The 19,279-nt window shown below is 65.4% G+C and carries 16 protein-coding genes; 5 read left to right on the plus strand and 11 right to left on the minus strand.

Annotation, left to right across the window (positions count from 1 at the left end):
• Window positions 1-35 precede the first annotated feature (35 nt).
• The 5 genes from CDA09_RS19710 to CDA09_RS19730 all read left to right on the plus strand — a co-directional run bounded on the left by CDA09_RS19710 (window position 36) and on the right by CDA09_RS19730 (window position 4,205).
• Window positions 36-584, plus strand: a complete 549-nt coding sequence (locus CDA09_RS19710; RefSeq protein ID WP_121430194.1) for an adenine phosphoribosyltransferase — start codon at window positions 36-38, stop codon at window positions 582-584.
• Between the two features lie 61 nt (window positions 585-645).
• Window positions 646-1,374, plus strand: a complete 729-nt coding sequence (locus tag CDA09_RS19715) for a 5'-methylthioadenosine/adenosylhomocysteine nucleosidase (RefSeq protein WP_164844443.1) — start codon at window positions 646-648, stop codon at window positions 1,372-1,374.
• 232 nt (window positions 1,375-1,606) lie between these two features.
• Window positions 1,607-2,569 carry an aliphatic sulfonate ABC transporter substrate-binding protein gene (locus tag CDA09_RS19720; RefSeq protein WP_121430196.1) on the plus strand — a complete coding sequence of 321 codons (963 nt, stop codon included), beginning with the start codon at window positions 1,607-1,609 and terminating at the stop codon, window positions 2,567-2,569.
• A complete protein-coding gene (locus CDA09_RS19725) occupies window positions 2,566-3,417 on the plus strand; it encodes an ABC transporter permease (protein WP_121430197.1) in 852 nt (283 codons plus the stop codon). Before CDA09_RS19720 ends, CDA09_RS19725 begins: the two co-directional genes overlap by 4 nt.
• Window positions 3,414-4,205 (plus strand): ABC transporter ATP-binding protein, encoded by a 792-nt coding sequence (locus CDA09_RS19730; protein WP_121430198.1) that lies wholly within the window; start codon window positions 3,414-3,416, stop codon window positions 4,203-4,205. The genes CDA09_RS19725 and CDA09_RS19730 overlap by 4 nt, the downstream gene beginning before the upstream one ends.
• A gap of 100 nt (window positions 4,206-4,305) precedes the next feature.
• On the opposite strand, the gene CDA09_RS19735 is transcribed toward CDA09_RS19730, so the two are convergent.
• The 11 genes from CDA09_RS19735 to CDA09_RS19785 all read right to left on the minus strand — a co-directional run bounded on the left by CDA09_RS19735 (window position 4,306) and on the right by CDA09_RS19785 (window position 19,109).
• A complete protein-coding gene (locus CDA09_RS19735) occupies window positions 4,306-5,538 on the minus strand; it encodes a phenylacetate--CoA ligase family protein (RefSeq protein WP_121430199.1) in 1,233 nt (410 codons plus the stop codon).
• A 273-nt stretch (window positions 5,539-5,811) separates the two neighbouring features.
• Window positions 5,812-6,621: an ABC transporter ATP-binding protein gene (locus CDA09_RS19740; RefSeq protein WP_121430200.1), complete on the minus strand. Its 810-nt coding sequence runs from the start codon at window positions 6,619-6,621 to the stop codon at window positions 5,812-5,814.
• 108 nt (window positions 6,622-6,729) lie between these two features.
• Window positions 6,730-8,055, minus strand: a complete 1,326-nt coding sequence (locus CDA09_RS19745) for an ABC transporter substrate-binding protein (RefSeq protein WP_121430201.1) — start codon at window positions 8,053-8,055, stop codon at window positions 6,730-6,732.
• A 94-nt stretch (window positions 8,056-8,149) separates the two neighbouring features.
• Window positions 8,150-9,214 (minus strand): branched-chain amino acid ABC transporter permease, encoded by a 1,065-nt coding sequence (locus CDA09_RS19750; protein WP_121430202.1) that lies wholly within the window; start codon window positions 9,212-9,214, stop codon window positions 8,150-8,152.
• A 30-nt stretch (window positions 9,215-9,244) separates the two neighbouring features.
• A complete protein-coding gene (locus CDA09_RS19755) occupies window positions 9,245-10,174 on the minus strand; it encodes a branched-chain amino acid ABC transporter permease (protein WP_121430203.1) in 930 nt (309 codons plus the stop codon).
• A gap of 14 nt (window positions 10,175-10,188) precedes the next feature.
• The gene (locus tag CDA09_RS19760) at window positions 10,189-11,031 is read right to left on the minus strand and encodes an ABC transporter ATP-binding protein (RefSeq protein WP_121430204.1); all 843 of its coding nucleotides are present in this window, start codon (window positions 11,029-11,031) and stop codon (window positions 10,189-10,191) included.
• 11 nt (window positions 11,032-11,042) lie between these two features.
• Window positions 11,043-13,019 (minus strand): AMP-dependent synthetase/ligase, encoded by a 1,977-nt coding sequence (locus CDA09_RS19765; protein ID WP_121430205.1) that lies wholly within the window; start codon window positions 13,017-13,019, stop codon window positions 11,043-11,045.
• Window positions 13,020-13,300: 281 nt separating this feature from the next.
• Window positions 13,301-15,283, minus strand: coding sequence for a cytochrome C (locus CDA09_RS19770; protein WP_121430206.1), 1,983 nt, complete (start codon window positions 15,281-15,283; stop codon window positions 13,301-13,303).
• Between the two features lie 178 nt (window positions 15,284-15,461).
• A complete protein-coding gene (locus CDA09_RS19775; protein WP_121430207.1) occupies window positions 15,462-17,699 on the minus strand; it encodes an MtrB/PioB family decaheme-associated outer membrane protein in 2,238 nt (745 codons plus the stop codon).
• A 19-nt stretch (window positions 17,700-17,718) separates the two neighbouring features.
• Complete coding sequence (locus CDA09_RS19780) at window positions 17,719-18,684, minus strand: DmsE family decaheme c-type cytochrome (protein ID WP_121430951.1); 966 nt, start codon at window positions 18,682-18,684, stop codon at window positions 17,719-17,721.
• 77 nt (window positions 18,685-18,761) lie between these two features.
• Complete coding sequence (locus CDA09_RS19785) at window positions 18,762-19,109, minus strand: c-type cytochrome (protein WP_121430208.1); 348 nt, start codon at window positions 19,107-19,109, stop codon at window positions 18,762-18,764.
• Window positions 19,110-19,279: the final 170 nt, after the last annotated feature.

Consider the following 19,279-nt stretch of genomic DNA (forward strand, 5'->3'; position numbering starts at 1 on the left):
CGCACCACCGGAAGCGACATCCACGGAGTTCGTCCATGTCCCCGATTCCAGTCGGCACATACATTCGAGAACGCATTCGCACCGTCGCGGACTGGCCGCGTCGCGGCGTCCAGTTCCGCGACATTACCCCGCTGCTGCAGGACAGAAAAGTCTTCCGCGTCCTGGTGGACAGTCTTGTCGATCGCTACCGGGAGGCCGACCTCGATTACGTCGCCGGCGTCGATGCGCGCGGCTTCATTCTCGGCGCAGCCGTCGCCTGTCAGCTGAATCTCGGTTTCATTCCGGTGCGCAAGAAGGGAAAACTGCCGTGTGCGACGCTGACCGAAGATTACGCGCTGGAGTACGGATCGGCGGCGATGGAAATCCACAGCGACGCCTGCAGGTCCGGTGACCGCGTACTGCTCATCGACGATCTGGTCGCGACCGGCGGCACGCTGCTGGCCGCGTCGAAACTGTTGCGACGCACCGGAGCCGAGGTGGTCGAGGCCGCCGCGATTATCGACCTGCCGGCGCTGGGAGGTTCGGAGCGCGCGCGCCGGGAGGGCATTCCGTTCTATGCCGTTTGCGAGTTCGACGGATGCTGATCCCGGCACAGCGTCTTGCCGCGAGCGACGGATGGGAATCAATCACTTCAGGATCCGTCGCATGATCATCATTCTCGGCGCCATGGACAGCGAAATCGAGGAGTTCCTGTCGCGGCTGAGCAGCCCGCAACGCCACCAGTGGAACGGGTTTGCCCAGCATCGGGGGCAACTCGAAGGACAGGACGTGCTGGTCAGCAAGAGCGGGGTCGGCAAGGTGATGTCCGCGCTGGTGACCCAGCATCTGATCGACCGCTGGCACCCGCAGGCGGTGATATTTACCGGACTGGCCGGCAGCCTGCGTCCGCACATCGACATCGGCGACACCCTGCTCGCCGCCGATCTGGTCCAGCACGATCTCGAATCCGCGGGCCTCCAGTTGCCGCGCGGGCAGGTACCGTATTCCGATTACCGTTTCATGCCGGCCGATCCCGTCCTGCTCGAACTGGCCGCCGGCTTCGTTCCGGCCACGGGCAAGGTGCATCGGGGGCGGATCTGTACCGGCGATCAGTTCATCACCTGCCGGGAAATGGACAGCCACGCGTACCTGACCGAAGAGCTGGAAGGCGATGGTGTCGAAATGGAAGGGGCGAGCGTGGCGCTGGTTTGCAGCGTCAACCGCGTGCCGTTTCTGGTGGCGCGGACCATATCGGATCGGGCTGACGGCAGCGCGGCGGACAATTTCGAGGCGTTCTTGCCGCGCGCCAGCCGGAACAGCCTGGATCTTGTCCGGTTCCTGCTGCCGCGGATTGCGCGAGCAGAACTGCGCGGGGCGCAGGGCTCCGCGGAATAGGCTGCTGCGCGGGCGACCGACCGACGGCGGGGCGGGCTGCATATGCAGTCCGCAAATATGAAAGTGAAGTTTTCTTCGTTTGGTTTCGGGTCACCGCTGCATATATTGGCAGCGGATCCATCGCCTGCAGCACCCTTGTCTTGTTCAGCCCGCCGATCACCGCGTCGTCATCGGGCATCCCATAACCCACCTTGCCCTGCACCGGGAAGGTTCCTGATCGATAAGGACTGTCATGAAGCTACTCCGACTCGGAACCCTGCTCGCCGCGGCTGCTCTGGTCTTCGCCCCCGTCGCGGCGAACGCCGATCAGATCCGCATCGCCACCCAGCCGATCCCGCAATACGCGCCGATCTTCGTCGCCAAGCAGAAGAAGTGGCTGGACGAGGAACTCGCCAAGGCCGGCTCGCCCACGATCAAATGGGCCTCCTTCGCTGCCGGCCCTCCGATCAACGAGGCGTTCGCCGCGGGTCAGCAGGACATCGGCTTTCTCGGTGACACGCCCGCACTCATCGGCAAGTCGGCGGGCATCGACACGCGCATCGTCGGCATCACCGCGAGCGGCCCGAAGAGCCTGGCCGTCGTCGTGGCAGCCGGCTCGCCGATCAAGGCCGCGAAGGATCTGAAGGGCCGGAAGGTCGCCGTCACCAAGGGCTCGTACGCGCAACACCTGCTGGCGTTGGTGCTCGAGCAGGGGGGGCTCACTTTCAAGGACATCGAGCTGATCAATCTGCCCAATGGCGAGGTGCCCACCGCGCTGCTCGCCGGCAACATCGACGCCGGGGCGGTGTGGGATCCGGTGCTCGCAAAGTACGAAGCCGAGAAGGCGCTGCGCGTGCTGGCCGACGGCACCGGCATCAAGGCCGGCGTGCTGGTCATCCTCGCGTCCGGTGAATTCGCGACCAGGAAGCGCGATCAGGTGAAGGCTCTGCTGAAGGCCTACGAGCGCGGGGCGGAGTACATCAAGTCCAATCCCCGGGAGGCGGCGCGGCTGATCGGCGAGGACGTGAAGCTTCCGCCGGAACTGGTGGAGCAGGTCCTGGCCAAGCTCGATTTCAACGCGGCGATCCACGACCACGACGTCGACGAAATCAAGAAGACGGAGGCCTATCTGCGACAGATCGCGCTCACCAGGGAGGCGGTCGACGTGGAGCGCTTCGCCGATCGCACGCTCGGCCGGGAAGGCGGACTGAAATGACGCCCGAACTGGCTCTCGACCCGGCGCCGCAGCGGGCGGTGCGCGCCCCGATCGCGCCCCGCCTGCGCGCCTGGGCCCACGGCGCAAGAAGCGCGGCCCTCTATGTCGCGCTGCCGGTGTTCGTCGTGGCACTGTGGCAGGCGTTGTTCGAGCTCGGCCTGATCCGTCCCATCCTGTTGCCGCCGCCCAGCCGGGTGGTGGCTACGCTGTGGGAACTGGCCGCCAGCGGCGATCTGCCGCGCCACCTCTCGGTGAGCCTGCAGCGCGTGCTCCAGGGCTTCGGCATCGCCGCCGCGCTGGGAATCGCCCTCGGGATAGGCATCGGCCTGTCGCGCACGCTCGATCGCCTCACCGACCTGTCGGTCCAGGTGCTGAAACCGATTCCGCCGCTCGCCTGGATTCCCATTGCCATCCTCTGGTTCGGCATCGGGGAAGCGGCGAAGGTCTACATCATCTTCCTCGGCGCGTTCTTTCCGATCCTGGTCAATACCGTCGACGGCATTCGCCGGACCGACCACCGGCACGTCGAACTGGCGCGCATTCTCGAAGTCTCCCGCGGCCGCTTCGTGGCCCGCGTGATCTTGCCGGGCGCTTTGCCGGCGATCATGACCGGGTTGCGGGTGGGACTGATGGTGGCCTGGATCTGCGTCGTCGCCTCCGAACTGATTGCCGCGAGCAGCGGCGTCGGCTATCTCATCATGGATGCGCGCCAGCTGTCGCAGACGGACGTCGTGATCGTCGGCATGCTCACGATCGGCGCGGTCGGCAAGCTCCTGGACAGCCTGCTGAAGCGGGCAGAGCAGCATCTCATCACGTGGAATCCCGCTTACTCGGGAAGCTGGACATGACCATCACCGCCGCCCTCCCCGGCCACCTCGCCATCGGCCCCCTGTCGAAGACTTTCAGCTTGAACAAAAGCGCCGTCGAAGTGCTGAAGGACATCGAATTGCAGGTCCCGGGCGGACGTTTCGTGAGCATCGTCGGCGCCAGCGGCTGCGGCAAGAGCACGCTGCTGCGCATCATCGCGGGACTGGAGACCGCCTACGACGGCCAGGTGACGCTCGGGGGAAGAGCCGTCACCGCGCCTGGCCTCGACCGCGGCATGGTATTTCAGGAGCATCGCCTGCTGCCCTGGCTCACCGTGGCGGAGAACGTCGCTTTCGGGCTCAAGGATGCACGCCCCCGCGAACAGGCTCGTCGCGTGCATGAGCACCTCGAGTTGGTGGGACTCGCCGGATTCGCCAGTGCCCTTCCGCATCAGCTCTCGGGCGGCATGGCGCAGCGGGTGGCGATCGCCCGGGCGCTGGTGAACCAGCCGCAGGTGCTGCTGCTGGACGAACCGTTCGGCGCGCTCGACGCCTTCACCCGGATCCAGCTGCAGCAGGAAGTGCTGCGCATCTGGGAAGTCGAGCGTACGACGATGGTCCTGGTGACCCACGACATCGACGAGGCGATCTTTCTCGGTGATGAAGTGGTCGTCATGTCGAATCGTCCCGGCACGATCAAGCGCGTCGTCCCGGTCAGGCTCGCCCGACCGCGTGACCGCAGCAGCGCCGATTTCGTCGCCCTCCGCAAGCAGATCTTCCGCGAGTTCTTCGCGGAGGCGGAGCAACTGCCGGAGGACTACGCCATCTAGCAACCGGCGGGCTTCGAGCGGGGGTCCCCTTCGGGTCCGCGACGCCGCCGCACGCCCCGTGTCGGCGGCGGGCACGGTGCCCGAGGCTCGCCGCCCCGCCTCACTCGTATTCGCGCACGTCGTCGATGACCTTGCCGTCGTTGACAAGGCTGCCGGGCGCGCAGAAGCTCACCTCGCCGCGCAACTTCGTGAGCTCGCGGATGTTCGCGGCAATCGCGTCGGCGAGCGGCTCGCCGGGCTGCGCCGTCTCGCAGTGCAGCGTCATGCGGTCGTTGAGGTCCGGGTTGTCGACGACGAGGCGCGCGCGCAGGATCTCCGGGTGGCGCTTCGCGACCGCGGCGATCTGCCCCGGATGCACGAACATGCCCTTGACCTTGGTCGTCTGGTCGGCGCGTCCCATCCAGCCCTTGATGCGCACGTTGGTGCGGCCGCAGGGTGAGGCGCCGGGCAGCACCGCCGACAGATCGCCCGTGCCGAAGCGGATCAGCGGGTAGTCGGGATTGAAGGTCGTGACGACGACCTCCCCGACCTCGCCCGGCGCGACTGGGTCGCCGGTGCCGGGGCGGACGATCTCGAGGATCACGTCCTCGTCGAGCACCATGCCTTGGCGCGCCGAAGTCTCGTAGGCGATGAGGCCGATGTCTGCAGTCGCGTAGGCCTGGTACGCGGTGATCCCGCATGCGGCGAACGCCTCCTGCAGCGCGGGCGGGAAGGCTTCGCCGGAGACGAAGGCCTTCGTGAAGCTGGACGCCACGCCCTGCTCCCTGGCCTTGTCGAGGAGGATGCGCAGGAAGGACGGCGTGCCGACGTAGGCGCTGGGCCGCAGGTCGGCGATGGCGGCGAGCTGCTGCTCGGTCTGGCCGACCCCCGCGGGGAACACTGTGCAGCCCAGCGCGTGCGCGGCCGTCTCCATCATCGAGCCGGCCGGGGTGAAGTGGTAGGAGAAGGTGTTATGCACGAGGTCGCCCGCGCGGAAGCCGGCGGCATGGAAGGCGCGGGCGATGCGGTAGTAGTCGGGCCGGGCGCTTTCCGGTTCGTACAGCGGGCCGGGCGACGCGAACACGCGGCGGCAGCCGGGGCCCCACTTCGTTGCAGCGAAGCCGCCGAAGGGGCGTGACGCCTTCTGCCGCTCGACGAGTTCGGACTTGCGCGTGACGGGCAGGCGGGCGAGCGCCTCACGGCTCGTGATCGTCGCTGGATCGACGCCTTCCAGCAGCCCGGCGAAGGCCGGCGCGTTCGCCTTCGCGTGGGCGATGTGCGCAGGCAGGCGGGCCATCAGCTCCCGCTCGCGCTCGGCGGGGTCACGGGTTTCTCTGGCGTCGTAGTAGTTCATTGCTTTGATCCTGAGTGCAATACGGGGCCAAGCGGTCGATCGGGTTTGTTGTTCGATGCTGCATTGCGGACTGCCAGCCCCCCGCCGGGGCGTGTTCCGCGCCTCGTTGGCGCGCGGCGGACGCCTCGGCACGAAACACGCCCCGACGGGGGGCTACGTCACGCCGTGACCGACGGCGGGAAAGCGCGGTGCGAGGCAAGGCGCGAGGGTGCGCCGTGTGCTGCTGCACACAAGCGCCCGAGCAACGCCGCGTCGCGCCGCGATCTCCCGTCGTCAGGACAACCAGCGCTTGCGGCGGCGGTAGTGTTTGACGTCGCGGAAACTCTTCCGACCCTCGCCCGAGATGCCGAGGTAGAACTCCTTGACGTCCTCGTTATCCGCCAGGCTCTTCGCCTCGCCTTCCATCACGATGCGTCCGTTCTCGACGATGTAGCCGAAGTCCGAATAGCGCAGCGCGACCATGGTGTTCTGTTCGGCGAGCAGGAAGCTCACCTTCTCCTTCACGTTGAGGTCCTTCACGATCTCGAATACTTCCTCGACGATCTGCGGCGCCAGGCCCATCGAGGGCTCGTCGAGCAGCACCATGCGCGGGTTCGACATCAGCGCGCGGCCGATCGCGCACATCTGCTGTTCGCCGCCCGAGGTGTAGGCGGCCTGGCTGGTGCGGCGCGTCTTCAGCCGCGGGAAGTAGGTATAGACCTTGTCGAGGTTGGCGGCGATCTGGCCCTTGTCCCTGCAGGTGTAGGCACCCGCGAGCAGGTTTTCCTCGATCGTCAGGTGGGCGAAGCAGTGGCGCCCTTCCATCACCTGCACGACGCCGCGGCGCACCAGGTCCGATGGCGACAGGCTCTCGACGCGCTCGCCCTTCAGCTCGATCGTGCCCTTCGTGACCTCGCCGCGCTCGCCCTTCAAGAGGTTGGACACCGCGCGCAACGTCGTCGTCTTGCCTGCGCCGTTGCCACCCAGGATCGCGACGATGCGGCCTTCGGGCACCTGCAGCGACACGCCTTTCAGCACCAGCGCGACGTGGTTGTAGATCACCTCGATGCCGTTCACATCGAGGAGGAGATTCGACGTATCCATCGGTTCATCCGCTAAGTCGTTTTCGCTCCGGCCGCACGGAGCGGCCGGGATCTGCGTCATCCGCACGCCACGGCCGGCCGGAGCCGGGCCGCAGCGTGCTTGCGGCGGTCAAGCCGCGCAGTCGCTCGCGTCGCGGCGCTTGATCTGCTTGTCGGTCGCGTACTTGTCCGCGGCCTCCTTCACCAGCGGATCGACGACGCTCTTGTCGGCCTCGTACCAGTCCGGCTGCATCTTCCAGGTCGTGCCGTCCCAGGTGTGGATGCGCACGGAGGTCGAACCCATGTGGTTGGCGCAGCTGGTCTTGATCGGACGGATCAGGCCCGCCAGCCCCAGCTCGCCGATGCGCTTCTCATCGACGTTGAGGTTCTCGAGGCCCCAGCGCACCTGCTCCCCGGTCATGACCTTGCCCTTGCCGAACTTCGCCTGCGCCGTGCGCACCGCCTCGACCTGCAGCATCGAAATCAGCAGGCCGCGCATGTACAGCACCGAGCCGACTTCCTCGCGCGGGCCAGCGCCGTTGCCCGCGTCATGCACCTTCTTGAGGATGTCCTTGATCAGCACCGAGTCCGTGCCGTGCGGGTTGAGCGCCAGCGCGCTGTAGCCCTTGGCGTTGGCGCCGACGTCCTTGACGTCCGGCTCCGCACCCGACCACCACACGCCGAGCAGTTTCTCGCGCGGATAGCCGGTCGCGATCGCTTCCTTGAGCGCGGTGGAATTCATCACGCCCCAGCCCCACAGCAGCGTGTAGTCCGGGCGCTGCTGGCGCACCTGCAGCCAGGTGGCCTTCTGCTCGACGCCCGGCGCGGTGACAGGCAGCAGCACGAGCTCGAAGCCGTGCATCTGCGCGCGCTTCTGCAGCAGCGGGATCGGCTCCTTGCCGAAGGGCGAGTCGTGATACACCAGCGCGATCTTCTTGCCCTTGAGCTTGTCGAGCCCGCCTTCCTTCTTGCCCAGATGCTGGATCAGCGCATCGGCGGCGGTCCAGTAGCTGCCCATCAGCGGGAAGTTCCACTTGAACACGCCGCCGTCCTGCGACGCGGCGAGGCCGTAACCGAGCGTGACCAGCGGGACCTTGTCGACCGGCGCCTTCTCGGTGAGTGCGAAGGTGATGCCGGTGGCCTGCGGGTCGATCACCGTGGGCTTCTTGCTTTTCAGACGCTCGTAGCATTCGACGCCCTTGTCGGTGGCGTAGCCGGTCTCGCATTCCTCCCACGCGATCTTCACGCCGTTGATGCCGCCGGTCGCGTTGACGTACTTGACGTAGTCCTGCTTGCCGTTCGCCCACGGCGTGCCGTTCGGGGCATACGCGCCGGTGCGATAGACCAGCAGCGGGAAGAACTGTTCGGTGTCCTGCTGCGCCGCGACGGGCGCGGACAGGGTGCCGGCACCGAATGCCGCCAGAGCGGCGACGAGCGCGAAAGCCTTGCGATTCATGGTGTCTCCTCCTCTATTTTGTTTGGCACTTGCGGCGTGCCTGCCGTTTTTTGTTCCATGACGCCTTCAGGTAGAACCGGTAGCGCGCCGCGCATCAGTGCGGGAAGGGCCACAGGCGCAGCTTCTGCTTGCCGATGCTCCACAGCTTCGCCAGGCCGTGCGGCTCGGCGATCAGGAAGAACACGATCAGCGCGCCGAAGATCATGTGCACCAGGTGCGAGGTCGTCGCCGTCGATAGCGGGATGTCGAACCAGTGCGGCACCTGGTCGAGGATGATGGGCAGGACCACGATGAAGGCCGCGCCGAAGAAGGCGCCCATGATCGAGCCGAGCCCGCCGATGATGACCATGAAGAGGAGCTGGAAGGAGCGGTCGATGCTGAACGCGGCGGGCTCCCACGCGCCCAGGTGCACGAAGGCCCACAGCACGCCGGCCACGCCGACGATGAAGGAACTCACCGCGAAGGCGGTCAGCTTCGCATACACCGGGCGGATTCCGATCACCGCCGCGGCGACGTCCATGTCGCGGATCGCCATCCACTGCCGGCCGGTCGCGGTGCGGGTGAGGTTCTTCGCGGCCAGGGCGAACACGCACACGACCGTGAGGCAGAACAGGTATTTCGCGACCGGCGACTCGATCGGCAGGCCGAACACGTTGAGCCCCGCGACGCTCACCGAACCGGAGGTGGAGTTGTTCGTGAACCAGCTGATGCGCAGGAAAGCCCAGTCGGTGAAGAACTGCGCCGCGAGCGTCGCGACGGCAAGGTACAGGCCCTTGATGCGCAGCGACGGGACGCCGAACAGCACGCCGACGACGGTCGCCGTGAGCCCGCCGAGCAGCATCGCGCCGATCAGCGGCATGCCGTCGATGCGCACCATGAAGTTGTAGGCCGCGTACGCGCCGACCGCCATGAAGGCGCCGGTGCCGAGCGAGATCTGGCCGCAGTAGCCGACCAGGATGTTGAGCCCCAGCGCGGCGAGCGCGAGGATCAGGAAGGGAATCAGCACGGCGCGGAACAGGTATTCCGAGCCGGCCATCGGCATCACGACGAAGGCGACGAGGAGCAGCAGGCCGATCGCGAGGCGGTCCTGCGCGATCGGGAAGATCTGCTGGTCGGCGGCATAGCTCGTCTTGAACTGGCCGTTTTCTCTGTAGAGCATGTGGAAACTCTCCCGGGAATTGCAGCCGCGTCAGACGCGGTCGATGATTTTTTCGCCGAACAGGCCCTGCGGACGCACCAGCAGGAAGCCCAGCGCCAGGACGTAGGCGAACCAGATCTCGATGCCACCGCCGAAGAAGGCGCCGAGGTAGATCTCGGACAGCTTCTCGCCGACGCCGATGATCAGCCCGCCGAGAATCGCGCCCGGCACCGAGGTCAGACCGCCCAGGATCACCACCGGCAGCGCCTTCAGCGCGACCAGCGAGAGCGAGAACTGCACGCCGAGCTTGGAGCCCCAGATGATGCCGGCGACCAGCGCGGCAAAGCCCGCGACCGACCACACGATCACCCAGATGCGGTTGAGCGGGATGCCGATCGACTGGGCCGCCTGGTGGTCGTCCGCCACCGCACGCAGCGCGCGGCCGGTCGAGGTCTTCTGGAAGAAGAGCGCCAGCGCGAGCACCAGCGCCGCGGCGATCAACGCGGCGACGAGGTCCTCCTTGCTGATCAGGAGTCCGCCTTCGAACATGCCTTCGAGGATCATCGCCGGATCCTTAGGCATGCCGACGTTGATGCTGTAGATGTCGTTGCCGAACAGCGTCTGGCCGAGGCCGTCGAGGAAGTAGCTGATGCCAAGGGTGGCCATCAGCAGCGTGATGCCTTCCTGGTTCACGAGCTTCGACAAGCACAGACGCTCGATCAGCCACGCCAGCACCACCATCAGCGCCATCGCGACGACGAAGGCGAGCAGGTTCGCGACGATCAGGTTGTCGAACCCGAGCCACTTCGGAATCCACTCGGCGAAGCGCGCCATCGCCAGCGCCGCGAACAGCACCATCGCGCCCTGCGCGAAGTTGAACACGCCCGAGGCCTTGTAGATCAGCACGAAGCCGAGCGCGATCAGTGCATACAACATGCCGGCCATCAAACCGCCGAACAAGGTTTCAAGAAAGAATCCCATTGCCAAGCTCCCGCTCAGTGCGACGTGCCGAGGTAGGCACGGATCACGTCTTCGTTGGCGCGCACCTCGTCGGGCACGCCGTCGCCGATCTTCTTGCCGTAGTCGAGCACCACGACGCGGTCGGAGATGTCCATCACGACCCCCATGTCGTGTTCGATCAGCACGATCGTCGTGCCGAACTGGTCATTCACGTCGAGGATGAAGCGGCACATGTCCTGCTTTTCCTCGACGTTCATGCCCGCCATCGGCTCGTCGAGCAGCAGCAGGTTCGGTTCCGCGGCGAGCGCGCGGCCCAACTCGACGCGCTTCTGCAGGCCGTAGGGCAGCGCCCCCACCGGGGTCTTGCGGATGTCCTGGATCTCGAGGAAGTCGATGATCTCCTCGACCTTCACGCGATGCTCGATCTCCTCCTTCTGCGCGCGGCCCCAGTACAACGCATGGGCGAGCAGGCCCGACTTCATCTTCAGGTTGCGCCCGGTCATGATGTTGTCGAGCACGCTCATGCCCTTGAACAGCGCGATGTTCTGGAAGGTGCGCGCGATGCCCTGCCGGGCCGCCATGTGCGGCTCCATCCTGCGGCGCTCCTCGCCGCGGAACAGGATGCGACCTTCCTGCGGGTGGTAGACGCCGTTGATCACGTTCAGCATCGAGCTCTTGCCCGCGCCGTTCGGGCCGATGATCGAGCGGATCTCGTGCTCGCGCACGTTGAAGCTGATGTTGGTCAGCGCCTTCACGCCACCGAAGGACAGCGAGATGTTCTGCAGGTCGAGGACCACCTCGCCGATGCGGCCTCCGCTCACTTGCGTCGGCTCCGCCACCGGCTCCTGCACGGCCTGGGGCATGTCGTTCATCATCATCGCCTCTCCCCTCATGCCGCCTGCTTCGCCGCCTGCGGCGCGAAGGTCTTCACTTCCTCGATACGCAGGTCGGCGCTGATGCGGCCCTCGCGCCCGTCCTCGTACTTCACGACGGTCTCGATGTGCTGCGTCGCCTTGCCCTCGAACAGCGCGTCGATCAGCACCGCGTAGCGCTCGGCGATGAAGTTGCGCCGCACCTTGCGCGTGCGCGTCAGCTCGCCGTCGTCGGCGTCGAGCTCCTTGTGCAGGATCAGGAAGCGCCTCACCTGCGAGCCGCTCATCTGCGGGTCGGCGGCGAGGTCGGCATTCACCTTCTCGACGCAGTCGCGGATCAGCTCATACACCGCCGGCTGCGATGCGAGGTCGGTGTAGCCCGAGTACGCCAGGCCGCGCCGTTCGGCCCAGTTGCCGACCGCTTCGAGGTCGATGTTGATGAAGGCGGTGACGACCTCGCGGCCGCTGCCGAAGGCGACCGCCTCCTTGACGTGCTGGAAGAACTTGAGCTTGTTCTCGATGTAGTTGGGGGCGAACATCGAGCCGTCCCTGAGCTTGCCGACGTCCTTGGCGCGGTCGATGATTTTCAGGTGGCCGTCCGCGTCGAAGTAGCCCGCATCGCCGGTCATGAAGTAGCCCTCGGCGTTGATCGACTCGGCGGTCGCGTCCGGGCGCTTGTAGTAGGCCTTCAGCAGCATCGGCCCCTTGACGAGGATCTCGCCGTTGTCGGCGAGCTTCACTTCGACGAAGGGCGCCGGCTTGCCGACGGAGTCGAACTTGATCGCGCCGTCGGGCTGCAGGCACACATAGGCGCAGGTCTCGGTCTGGCCGTAGAACTGCTTGAGGTTCACGCCGATCGAGCGGTAGAAGCGGAAGAGGTCCGGCCCGATCGCCGCGCCTGCGGTGTAGGCGACACGGATGCGGCTCATGCCCAGCACGTTCTTCAGCGGGCCGTATACCAGCAGATTTCCGAGCCAGTACTGGAAGCGATCACCCACCGACACCGGCTTGCCGTCGAGGATGTCGGCGCCACAGCGGCGCGCGACGTCGAGGAAGTGGTGGAAGAGCTTGCGCTTCAGGGCGTTCGCATCCTCCATGCGGATCATCACCTGCGTGAGCAGGTTCTCGAACACGCGCGGCGGGGCGAAGTAATAGGTCGGCCCGATCTCGCGCAGGTCCGTCATCACGGTGTCGCCCGACTCGGGGCAGTTGATCGTGAAGCCCGTGACCATCGCCTGCGCGAAGGAGAAAAGGTGGTCGCCCACCCAGGCCATCGGCAGATAGGACAGGATGTCTTCCCGGTCGGTGAGCTCGTCGACCTGCATCCCGCCGGTTGCCGCGGCGATGAAGGCACCGTGCGTCTGGCACACGCCCTTGGGCTTGCCGGTGGTGCCCGAGGTGTACAGCATCACCGAGATGTCGTCGCCCGCCCCCTTGTCGATCTCGCCGTCGAGGAAATCGGTGTGGTTGCGATCGTGGATGCCGCCCATCTCCTGCAGCTCGTCGAGGCCCATCAGCATCGGCTGGCTGTAGTGGCGCAGGCCGCGCGGGTCGTCGTAGATCACGTGCTCGAGGAAAGGCACCTCGGGGTGGATCTCGAGCATCTTGTCGACCTGCTCCTGATCCTCGACCACCGCGAAGCGGATCTCCGCATCCTGCAGCACGTAGGCCATCTCGGGCGCCACGGCGTCCTGGTAGAGCATCACGGGAATGCCGCCGAGGCATTGGCAGGCGGTCACCGACCAGTACAGGCGCGGGCGGTTGTCGCCGATGATCGCGAGCCGGTCGCCACGCTTGAAGCCCAGCGCCGCCAGCCCGCAGGCGATCGCCCGCACGTTGCGCGCGACGTCGGCCCAGCTGTAGCTCTGCCAGATGCCGAACTCCTTCTCGCGCATCGCCGGCCGCGCGGGTCGCACGGCGGCGTGATGCATCAGCAGCCGCGGAAAGGTATCCAGGGCGGCCGGATGCGCGGCTTGCCCGCTCCTGTCGGACATACCCACCTCCTCCTTTGGTTTTATCCTGCGTCTCCACCCGGCCGGTCTTGTCGTTATCAGGCTCGGGGTCCGGCGCGATCGTGTGCGCCGCAGCGTCGGCGGCAGCATCGTGGGTGCCGCTCGCGCTTTTGTGTGCGTGCAGTCTCGCAAGCCATGTTTGCGCAACTGTTTGTGAAATGTAGTGAATCGTAACGACCGGTCGTGACACCCCCCGCGCCGGGCCGTGGACGAAAAAAAGGGGAGGTCGCCCTCCCCTTTTCCGTCATGCCCTCAGACTGCGATCAGCTGAGGAAACCCGTCACCACCAGCACCAGCAGCACGAGGCCGACGGTGATCAGCGTGAGGCCGAGGACCACCGAGCCGGCGTGCAGCTGGCGCGACGGCGCATCGACCAGGTACTTCTCCAGCTCGCCCGACTCGACGAGGCGCTGGTACTGCGCCGGGTGCTCGCGGCGGAACTCTTCCAGCGACTGCGTGCCGGTGAACATCACCACGTCCGGCGGCGGCAGCTTGTCGGGACGGAAGTGGTTGTTGAAGAAGTGCACCGTGAAGAGGAACACCGCCGCCAGGAAGGCTTCCTCGCCATGCACCAGCGTGCCGACGTTGAACACCCAGCCCGGCAGGAAGCTCGCCGTGACGTGCGGGAAGGCCAGCATCAGGCCGCTCCAGCCGATGATGTTCACACCCCAGAACACCGCCCAGTAGTCGAACTTCTCGAAGTAGGTCCAGCGGTCGAACTGCGGCCTCGGCCCCTTTCCGACGAACCACTTGAACATGCCCCAGCAGTCGGCGAAGTCCTTCCAGTTCGGGATCAGCGAATCCGGCCCGAACCAGCGGAACTTGCGGTTGCGCAGCAATCGCGACATCACGTACACGAAGTGGATCATGAAGATGCCGACGAAGAGCGACGCCGCGGTGCGGTGGATGATCCCCATCACCTTCGGCCCGCCGAGCAGCGCTGCGACCTTGGGTGCCCACGCGGCATGAGCGAACAACACCGTCGTGCCGGTCAGCACCAGGGTCATCGTCACGAGCGCGAACACAAGGTGCGCGAGGCGCCAGCCCCAGGCGAAACGGACGAAGTGCTTGTCCTTGTTCACTCCCAGTTCGCCGGTACGCACGTGCGGCACAGTCTTGCGCTCCTTGCGCTCCTGCCATTCGCGGTAGTACCACAGACCGCTGTGCAGCCAGAAGAAGGCGAACACGCCGATCAGCAGGGCCGTCATGAACTTGCCGGCAATCCACATCTTCGGGTACTTCTCGAAGTCGTGCGTGTTGGCGTGCGGCCCGAAAGTCACGAAGCCCGCCGTCGCCTTCACCATGCCCGGCTTCTTGTCGTCATGGCACTTCTGGCAGGTCTTCAGGCGATTGTCCGGGTGCACGCGCGACTTCGGATCGTCGCCCTTCCTGATGCCGTGGCTGCCGTGGCAGTCCGCGCACTTGGCGGTGTAGACGAAGCCGAGGCGATTCACCTGCCCGTGGTAGGTGTCGCGGTAGCTGTGCAACTCTTCCTTGTGGCAGTCGCCGCACGCGAGCACGTTCTTCAGCTTGAACGCCTCCGACGACGAGTTGCGGATTTCGTGCGTCGTGTGGCAGTCGGTACATACCGCGCCCTTCGGGTCGCCTTTCGCGATCAGCGCGCCATGCACGGAGTTCGTGAAGTCATCGAGCTGATCCTCGTGGCAGGCGGCACCGCAGGTTTCCGGGATCGTCATGCGCCACTTTTCGCGCTCGGGCGTCCCGGCCGGGGGCACCGCGAAATCGTGGGTCGCGTGGCACTGGTTGCAGTACGCCTTGGGCCGATCCGGATGATCGGTATCCGGCCGCGCGTGGAAGGATTGCTTGTACGCGGCGATGTTCTCCACGACGATGCCCAGGCGCTCCTTGCTCGCCGCCTGGTTGTTCTTCTTCGCCTCGTCCCACAGCTTCTCGTGGCAGGCGGCACAGTCGGGCTTGACCGCATTCGGCGCCTTTGCGTGCTTCTCCTTCGCGTCGACGATGTCGGTGTGGCAGGCGACGCAATCGAGCTTCGCATGCACGCCCTTCGCCACCTTGGCGGGATCGACGGGCGCCAGCTTGATCTTTTCGCCCTCGGCATCCTCGATCTGGATCGCGGGCTTGCCGCTCTGGTGGCAGTTCAGACAGGTGGCATTGTCGAGCTTGGCCGGCGCTGCACCCTCGCCCGCAGCCAGACCCGACAATGGCCACAGCAGCGCTACAGACGCGGCTGCTGCCAGCAGACCTCGCATGTTGCGTATCTTCACTTGTAAATGCTCCCATGCTTGGCGCGGCCTCGCGCCATGAAAAAAAGGGGGCCGACACGTTGCGCGCAAACTGGCTGACGCGATGCGTCAGATGCGCCCATGCCTCCCCCCTGGTCCGGCGACGCCCGGTCGCCGGACTGCACCGGGCCGTCTCCGGCCCGGTCGTCGCTGCCTTGAATCAGAACCTGTGCGATACGGTCACGCCGATGAGCTGCGTGGTCTGCTCAGGCTTCTGGAAGACCCGCGTGCCATCCGAGAACCGCCAGCTCTGCCATGTGAAGTCGTCGAACTCGCGCTTGTCCCACACATAATCCAGACGCATTGCGGTGGACTTGTTGAACGCGTACCTGGCGAACAGACGCAGCGTGTTCTGCTGGTACTTCGTGTCGGGCAGGATGCCCGCACCCGCCAGCACCGGCGACGTCGCCCCCGGCAGCGGCGAACGTACCCCCAGGTTGGCCACGGAGATGTCGTACTCGTTGACGTCGTGGCTGTAGAGGTACTGCCCGCCGACCGACAGCGCGGACGTCAGCTGCCCGTCGAATCCCGCACCGATGGCGTCGGAATTCAGGTTCAGCTGTGCGCCCCAGGGCACGCAGGTATTCCGGACCGAGGATCCATTGCACAGCGAACCGAACGTGCTCTGCAGCGAATGCTGCTCGATCTCGTTCTTGCCATGCGAATACCACATGTTCGCCTTCCACCGTTCGCTCAGACGATAGCTGCCATCGAGGGAGAACAGTTCGAACTTGCCCTTGTTCAGACCGATTTTGTCGACGCGTGTCGAGAAGTCGTCGTTCGCGTATTCGTACGAGAACTGCACCGACAGGGCGTTCGTCGGCAGCCAGTCGAGCAGCAGCCTGACCTTGTCGCGCTCGCGGTCGGAGAACTGCGTCGGCGCCGTCCAGTGCTCGCCAATCGATCCCCCCACTCGAGCGAGTTCCGCTGGAGAGTTGACGAATCGAGGACTCGGCGTACTTCCCCACTTCGAGCCGTCACGATCGCTGTGCGACACGGTGACGCTGCCGTTCAGCGTCTCGCCGAGCGACTTGCGCAGGTCGAGCCGGAAGGTGCCCTCCGTCGTCTTGTCGCGGAACAACTCGTCCATGCCATCGTACTTCCGGACGTCATAGTCGTAACCACCGGTCAGCTTGAAGCCCATGGGCAGGCGATAGCTCGCCTCCAGCTTGCCGCGCTGGGTCTTCTGCGACAGGGGATTGTTGGTCACCTGCGCACCGCCGTGGTTGTAGTCGATCAGATAGATATCTTCCGGCGTCTTGTCGTCGCGGAATTCGTACGCCCACGAGGCCAGCACGCTGAGATCCCGCGTGAGGCGCGACGTGAAGGACGCGAACGCGTTCGTCGTTTCGACCTTGCCACCGAGATCCGAACGCTTCGTCAGCACCCCCGGGCGGAACGCGCTGCCGGGAGCCCCCTGCTCGACCGCGATCAGCGAGGCCGGGATGAAGCTGTTGTTCTGATACGCGAGGGTCTTGCCGACGGAGGCCTTCAGCTGCGTGTCGCTCGAGAAGTTGTAGCCGCCCGCGAGCTGGAACTCGTGCGCGTGATTGTCCGGCGCCAACGACAGCGGGCTCATCGCCGTGCGGTTGTTGACGTTGGGCGAGGTCACGAACAGGGCGTTGCCTGCGTTGTTCTCGAAGAAGCTGCCGTAATAGCTGCCCGACAGGTAGAACTGCTTGGTCGCGTAGTCGATGGACGCCTCGACCTGCTGGTGCGTCGAATCGATCGGTTCGGGGGCGAAGATCTGCGTGCCGAGCGCCCCGCTGACGGTAGCCCCGTTGACGCCCTTGCCCGATGCGCCGTTCGCGCCGGACATGCGCACACCCTGCTTGTCTTCGTGCTTGAAGCTGAAGTTCACCTGCAGGTTGTCGCTGATGAACTTGCGCGCCGTCAGGGTGGTGCCCTTGCGCTCGGTCATCAGGGTTTCTTCGTTGCCGATCGTGCGCACCGGCGAGGTCGCGCCCGGGAAGGCCGCCGGCATCACCAGCGTATTGCTGCCGACGCCGTCGACCGGGGTGATCACCGTGAACGGTGCGAAACGCGGAATCTGGTTGTAACCGATCCCCACCGACCAGTCACCCTGCTGCTCGGCCGAGGCTTTGAACTCCTGCGTGCGCAACCCGAGGTCGCGCCCTTCCACCCGGAACCAGCGCCCCGCGTCCGAACGCTGGACGACATTGAGGTCCACGCTGCCGTTGACACCCTCGGAATTGAGGCCGGTGTATTGGCGATAGAGCGGGTTGATCTTGTCCACGTTCAGCAGACTGGCCCCGACCTCGGTCACGTTCGGACTGATCAGTTCCTGGACTTCGTCGGCCAGCGCTGCCGTAGCAGGGAAGGCGAGCCCGATCGCGACTGCGATCACTGTCGGCTTGAAAACACGATTGTTGTGCATTTTTCCTTCTCCCTGACTCTTAACGCCAGAAGCGCATTGCCTTGGAGGCATTCGCCGGGCTGTTGCTGCCGTGGATCTCCGTGTGGCAGTTCAAACAGGCGCGTCCCTGAGTGACACCCACCGAGTTCAAGCCATTCACGCCGCCAGCCGCGCTGGTGTTCGTGTTGGCCGCGACACCGGGAACGGTACCGAGGTGGTTGGCCGGGTCATGACACTGCTGGCACAGGAAGGGCGGACGGACCTTGAGCATCGAGTCGGCGACGGTGCCGTGCGGGTTGTGGCAGTTGGCGCAGTCTTCGGTGACGGGTGCGTGGTTATGCACGAAGGGACCGCGCTTTTCCGCGTGGCAGGTGTAGCAGGTCGCGTTGGTGCTGTTCTTCACGAGCAGTTTCGGACCCGTCGAGCCGTGCGGATTGTGGCAATCCGAGCAGGCCATCTTGCCTTCCGCGATCGGGTGATGCGACGGACGGTTGATCTGCGCGCGCTGCTCCTTGTGGCAGGCGAAGCAGACTTCGGGCTGGGTGCGCTTGTCGCGGACCTTGTCATCGGCCGTGTGCGTCTGGTGACAGGCGCTGCAGGCGACGTCGGCCCGTTCGTGCGTGCTGCCGGTCCACAGGTGGCGCTTGGAATCGGTCTCGTGGCACGTCAGACAGGCCGCATTGCGCTCGGACGCAGGGGTCGCGGTATTCTTGGTGAAGGTGCGGTCGGGCTTGGGCGGCTTGTCGCTGCCCTTGTAATTGACGTGCTTGTCGCTGTCGCCGTGACAGTTGGTACAGGTCGGCGCGCGGCCGTCGGCACGCGTGCCGTGTTTCGTCTTGCCGATGTGCAGCACGCCGGGAGCGTCCGCCTCGTCGTGACAGGATGTGCACTTGGCATCACCCTTGAGCACGATGTCCTTGGGCGCCTCTTTCGGCGCATCTGCGGCGTATACCGCCCCTGCGCAGATGCCGCCGATACAGGCCAGCACTGCAAGCAAGCTTCGCATTTTTTTCATGTTACCCCCTTGGCTCGAACTTCATTTTCCGCGCCGCCGGCCGGGCGGCGCGATTCAGGACATACTGCTTACTGCGAAAGGATCCACTGCATCAGGTTCTTGAGTTGGGCTTCGTCCTTCGTGTTGATGATCTTGTGATCCTCTTCGGTACCGTCCTCGAGTTTCACCTTCGGGCCGGTCGTGATGTTCTTGCGGATCTTCTCGAAGGCCTCGGCCTCCTTGCCGCGGTACTTCTCGGCGACCTTCTTGTACGAGGGGCCTTTCTTGGTCTTGTCGACGGCGTGGCACTTGAAGCAGTCGTTCTCCTTCGCGAGCGCCTTGGCGGCGTCGGCATCGACGGCCCAGGACGGCGAGGAGACGAGGATCGCGGCGGTGGCGGCCACGAGCAGCGACACGCGGTTGAGACGGAATGGCATTTGGGCTCTCCTGTTGAAGCTGAAATTTCGTCGTTCGGCCACGCGAACGGCGCAGCTCGACGTGACGAAATTTTCATGAATTCGCGCAAAACCACATATCGGACGGGGTTTAATTTGCGTGTAGGAAACTTCCTACACAGCCCCCCCCCGCCGATGCCAGCCGTAAAAAC

The sequence above is a fragment of the Azoarcus sp. DN11 genome, assembly GCF_003628555.1.
GTDB lineage: Bacteria > Pseudomonadota > Gammaproteobacteria > Burkholderiales > Rhodocyclaceae > Aromatoleum.